This is a genomic window from Bradyrhizobium sp. CCBAU 11386 (assembly GCF_028128955.1).
Classification (GTDB): Bacteria; Pseudomonadota; Alphaproteobacteria; order Rhizobiales; family Xanthobacteraceae; genus Bradyrhizobium.
This window is the reverse complement of record NZ_LBKA01000047.1, coordinates 1-264: the sequence shown is the minus strand read 5'-3', so window position 1 is coordinate 264 and position 264 is coordinate 1. Positions and strand designations below refer to the sequence as shown.

General features: G+C 58.7%; 1 pseudogene. It reads right to left on the bottom strand.

The window, feature by feature from the left end:
* Window positions 1-264, bottom strand: a pseudogene (locus XI09_RS08295) (M12 family metallopeptidase); the annotation flags it as partial.

Genomic DNA, 264 nt, shown 5'->3' with positions numbered 1-264 from the left:
CATGCCCGATGGCTTGCGGTCAAGGTATTTTCCGACGACATCGGTGTGAGCGCCCTCATCAGCGACCCGCACGTGCACACCGGGCGCGCCGTCGGTACACAACGACCAGGTCTTCGAAAACCACACTCCGCCTTGCGCCGCAGACTCCCAGGTCTCCGCAACCGCTTTTCGAACTAGGTCGGCATACTTTTGATCCTTCGGCTGCAGATTCTCCCAGCAGACGGGGATTTCCTTAATCTCCCATTTCGATCCGCGAATGACCGT